This window comes from Streptomyces sp. NPDC002536 (genome assembly GCF_053594995.1).
In genome coordinates this window covers 1-4,385 of the sequence record NZ_JBSFWU010000208.1, presented here as the reverse complement: position 1 = coordinate 4,385, position 4,385 = coordinate 1, and the positions used below count along the sequence as shown (strand labels likewise).

The 4,385-nt window shown below is 70.4% G+C and carries 2 protein-coding genes; both read left to right on the top strand.

Annotated elements, in window-relative coordinates; all coding sequences use genetic code 11:
• Positions 1 to 626 precede the first annotated feature (626 nt).
• Entirely contained in the window at positions 627 to 3,359 is a 2,733-nt protein-coding gene (gene mgtA, locus ACWD4B_RS35200) for a magnesium-translocating P-type ATPase (RefSeq protein ID WP_451424589.1), read from the top strand.
• 49 nt (positions 3,360 to 3,408) lie between these two features.
• Positions 3,409 to 4,221 (top strand): MgtC/SapB family protein, encoded by an 813-nt coding sequence (locus ACWD4B_RS35195; protein WP_451424588.1) that lies wholly within the window; start codon positions 3,409 to 3,411, stop codon positions 4,219 to 4,221.
• Positions 4,222 to 4,385: the final 164 nt, after the last annotated feature.

Sequence of the window (4,385 nt, the reverse complement as noted above, 5' to 3'; positions counted from 1 at the left end):
TTATGTTTTGTGTTATTCTTAGAACACCAGGGTGGGTGGGGGGGCGCAGCCCCGGGTACCTCGACTGCGGGAGCGTCGTGGCTGATCGCGCAGTTCCCCGCGCCCCTTACGGGGCGGGGGCGGTGCACGCGGCGTGCGCCTGAGCATGCCCATGCCTATTGCGCGGGTTGACGCCATGCATACCTATGGCATGCTGGGCAGCGAAAGGTGCCGTGCAGGCCCGCGCTTCTGCGCGGCTTTTCTGTGCACTCCGCGGCGTACGCGCCGTGCGGCACCGACGCTGTCCGTACGAGCGAGGAGGTGATCGGGATGACCAGTCGGAGTCCCGAGGGAAGTCCTCGCTGCAGCGTACCTTCGTGCTGATCACTGTCCGATCACTGTCTGACTGATCGCATCTCGCTGTTCAGCGCTGTCGCGCGCATTTCCCCTCTCCGAGAATTCCTGAACGGCCGCCACCGGCATCGTCCCCGGGCACTTCGTCCTGCCCGCGCCGGGACCTTCGGCCTGTCATACATCCGCTCACTGTCCGTGCCACGGTCGTCGACCGGCCGCGCCGTCGTGCCATGCCTCGCCATGCCCCGCGGTGCCGCCCCGCCATGCCGTCGTGCCCGGAGAGAGGTTCCGCCATGACCAACACCGTCCTCACCCCCCAGAAGCTCGCACCGCCGGGCCGCGGCCGCCGTGACCGCAGGACCGCCGAGCTGGAGGCGCGCACCCGCGCCGTCGGCGAGCGCCTCGTGCGCTTCAGCTCCATGCCCGCGCCGCAGGTGCTGCGCGACACCGACGCCACCACGCACGGCCTCCGGCAGGACGAGGCCGCCGAGCGCCTGGAGCGCTTCGGCGCCAACGCCGTCGCCCAGGAGCGCGCCCCGCGCTTCCCCGCCCAGCTGGCCAAGGCCTTCTGGAACCCGTTCATCCTCGTCCTCGTCGCCCTCGACGCCGTCATGCTCTGGCAGTGGCTGCAGGTCGCCGACGAGGAGCCCTTCGACCCGGGCATCGCCATCCTCGCGACGATGGTGCTGGTCAGCGGACTGCTGCGGTTCTGGCAGGAGTTCCGCTCGGGCCGCTCCGCCGCCGCCCTGCGGGCGCTGGTCACCACGACCACCGCCGTGCAGCGCCGCGCCGGCCGTGCCACCGAGCCGCTGACCGTCGAGGTCCCGATGGAGCAGGTCGTCCCCGGCGACATCGTGCGCCTCGCGGCCGGCGACCTCGTCCCGGCCGACCTGCGGCTGCTCACGGCCAAGGACCTCATGGTCGGCCAGGCCGCACTGTCCGGCGAGTCCCTCCCGGTCGCCAAGGCCGACACCAGGACGCGCGACTACGGGCAGCACGCCACCACCGACCCGGTCGAGGCCGACAACCTGTGCCTGATGGGCACGTCGGTCACCTCCGGCACGGCCACCGGCGTCGTCGTCGCCACCGGCGCGGACACCTACTTCGGCTCGATGGCCGGCTCGCTCGTCGGCGAGCGCCCGCAGACCAGCTTCGACACCGGGGTGAAGAAGGTCAGCTTCCTGCTGATCCGCTTCATGCTCGTCATGGTCCCCGTCGTCCTCGCGATCAACGGGTTCACCAAGGGCGACTGGGCCGAGGCCTTCACCTTCGCGGTCGCCGTCGCGGTCGGGCTCACACCCGAGATGCTGCCGATGGTGGTCACCACCAACCTCGCGCGCGGCGCCGTCGCCATGGCCAAGCGCAAGGTCGTCGTCAAGCGCCTCAACGCCATCCAGAACCTCGGCGCCATGGACGTGCTGTGCACGGACAAGACCGGCACGCTCACCGAGGACCGCATCGTCCTGGACCGCTACCTGGACGTCCACGGCCAGGAGGACATGGAGGTCCTGGAGTACGCCTACCTCAACAGCCACTTCCAGACCGGGCTGCGCAACCTGATGGACCAGGCGGTCATCGACCGGGTGCTCGAGGCCGAGGAGGTTGTCGTCGACGCGCGCTTCACGATGGTCGACGAGATCCCCTTCGACTTCGCCCGCCGGCGGATGTCCGTGGTGCTCAGCCGCAACGACCTCGCCGGGCCCGCCGCCGAGCACGTGATCATCACCAAGGGCGCCGTCGAGGAAGTCCTCGCGCTGTGCACCCACATGACCGACGACGGCCGGAGGATCGAGCTCACCGACGAGCTGCGCCGCACGGTCACCCGCACCGCCGAGGACCACAACCGGCAGGGCCTGCGCGTGCTGGCCGTCGCCACCCGCACGCTGCCCGCCGAGAGCGAGACCTACACCGTTGCGGACGAGGCCGGGCTGACGCTCATCGGCTTCCTCGCCTTCCTCGACCCGCCGAAGCAGGACGCCGCCGAGGCGCTGCGCGCGCTGGCCGACAACGGCATCGCCGTCAAGGTCGTCACCGGCGACAACGAGCTCGTCGCCGCCCGCGTCTGCGCGGACGTCGGCATCGACGTCGGCGAGGTCGTGACCGGCTCCGTCATCGACACCCTCGACGAGGCCGGACTGCGCCGACTGGTCCGCGGCACCACGGTGTTCGCCAAGACCAACCCGGTGCAGAAGGCCCGCATCGTGCGCGCCCTGCAGGCCGAGGGCCACACGGTCGGCTTCCTCGGCGACGGCATCAACGACGCCGCGGCGCTGCGCGAGTCCGACGTCGGCATCTCCGTCGACACGGCCGTCGACATCGCCAAGGAGTCCGCGGACATCATCCTGCTGGAGAAGGACCTCACCGTCCTGGAGCAGGGCGTGCTGCAGGGGCGCCAGACCTTCGGCAACACCATCAAGTACATCAAGATGACGGCCTCCTCGAACTTCGGGAACGTCTTCTCGGTGCTGATCGCCTCCGCCTTCATCCCGTTCCAGCCGATGCTGGCCATGCAGCTGCTCGTGCAGAACCTCGCGTACGACATCTCGCAGCTGGCCACCCCCTGGGACCGGATGGACAAGGAGTACCTGCGCAAGCCCCGCACGTGGGACGCCAAGGGCATCGGCCGCTTCATGCTCGTCATGGGACCGACCAGCTCCGTCTTCGACATCAGCACCTTCCTGCTGATGTGGCACGTCTTCGGGGCCGACAGCGAGGCGCACCAGTCGCTCTTCCAGTCCGGCTGGTTCGTCGAGGGCCTGCTGACCCAGACCCTGGTCGTGCACATGCTGCGCACCCGCAAGGTCCCGTTCCTGCAGTCGCGCGCCACCGCGCCCGTGCTGCTGATGACCGCGCTGGTCATGGCCGTCGGCGTCGTGCTGCCGTTCTCGCCGATCGCCTCGGCGCTCGGCATGCAGGCCCTGCCGATGAGCTACTTCCCGTGGCTGGTCGGCACCCTGGTCGCGTACTGCCTGCTGACACAGGGTGTTAAGACCTGGTACATCCGCCGGTTCAACAGCTGGCTGTGACGCGCCGATAGAGATCAGGGCGAGAACGAGGAAAGAACGAGGGTGGATCGTGGTCGTGATCAATGAGTGGCACATGGCCGCCAACATCGGAGCCGGTCTGGGCTTCGGCGCGGTCATCGGGCTGGAGCGCCAGTGGCGGGCCCGGATGGCGGGCCTGCGGACCAATGCGCTCGTCGCGGCCGGATCCGCGCTGTTCGTCCTGCTCTCGCAGTACGGCTTCGTGGCGGCGACGAGCAGCACGGGATACGACGGTTCGCGCGTCGCCGCACAGATCGTCTCCGGCATCGGTTTCCTGGGCGCGGGCGTCATCATGCGCGACGGGCTGAGCGTGCGCGGCCTGAACACGGCCGCCACGCTGTGGTGTTCGGCCGCGGTCGGCGCCCTGGCCGGGACCGGGCTGTACGTGGTCGCCGGGCTGGGCACGCTGGGCGTGGTCGGCGCCAACACCCTGCTGCGGCCGCTGGCGCGCGGCCTGGACCGCGGGACGCGCGGCGGCGCCGGGGCCGAAGTGGCCACCGACTACCTCTTCGAGGTGGTCTGCACCGAGCCCGAGGAGGCGCACGTGCGCACCCTCGTCGTCCAGGCCGTCGCCCGGCCCGGCTTCCTGCTGCGCTCGGTGCGCAGCCAGGACGCGGAGACGGCGGGCAAGGTGATCGTCTCGGCCGAGCTCACCACCGAACGCCGCGACGACAGCCTCCTGGAGGAGGCCGTCAGCCGGCTGTCGCTGGAGCCTGCGGTCTCGGCCGTGAGCTGGACGGTGCTGCACGCGCCCGACGACGGCTCGGACGACTCCGATGACGACTACCCGGCGGGCCGGGCCCGGCGCCGGGTGCGGAACCTTTTCACCGGGCGGTGGTCGTAGCGCCCCGAAGGGGCGCGGGGAACTGCGCGATCAGCTACTGCCGGCCTGCAGCCGACGCACCACCCTGGGACTTTGACTGCGGGAGCGTCGTGGCTTGTCGCGCAGTTCCCCGCGCCCCTTAAGGGGCGCGGGGGGTGGGCGGGGAAACGCGGGGGGCGAGAGGG

What these genes read in the sequence shown, in the direction of transcription:
- mgtA (WP_451424589.1), top strand. Translation starts at nt 627, where the DNA reads ATGACCAACACCGTCCTCACCCCCCAGAAGCTCGCACCGCCGGGCCGC.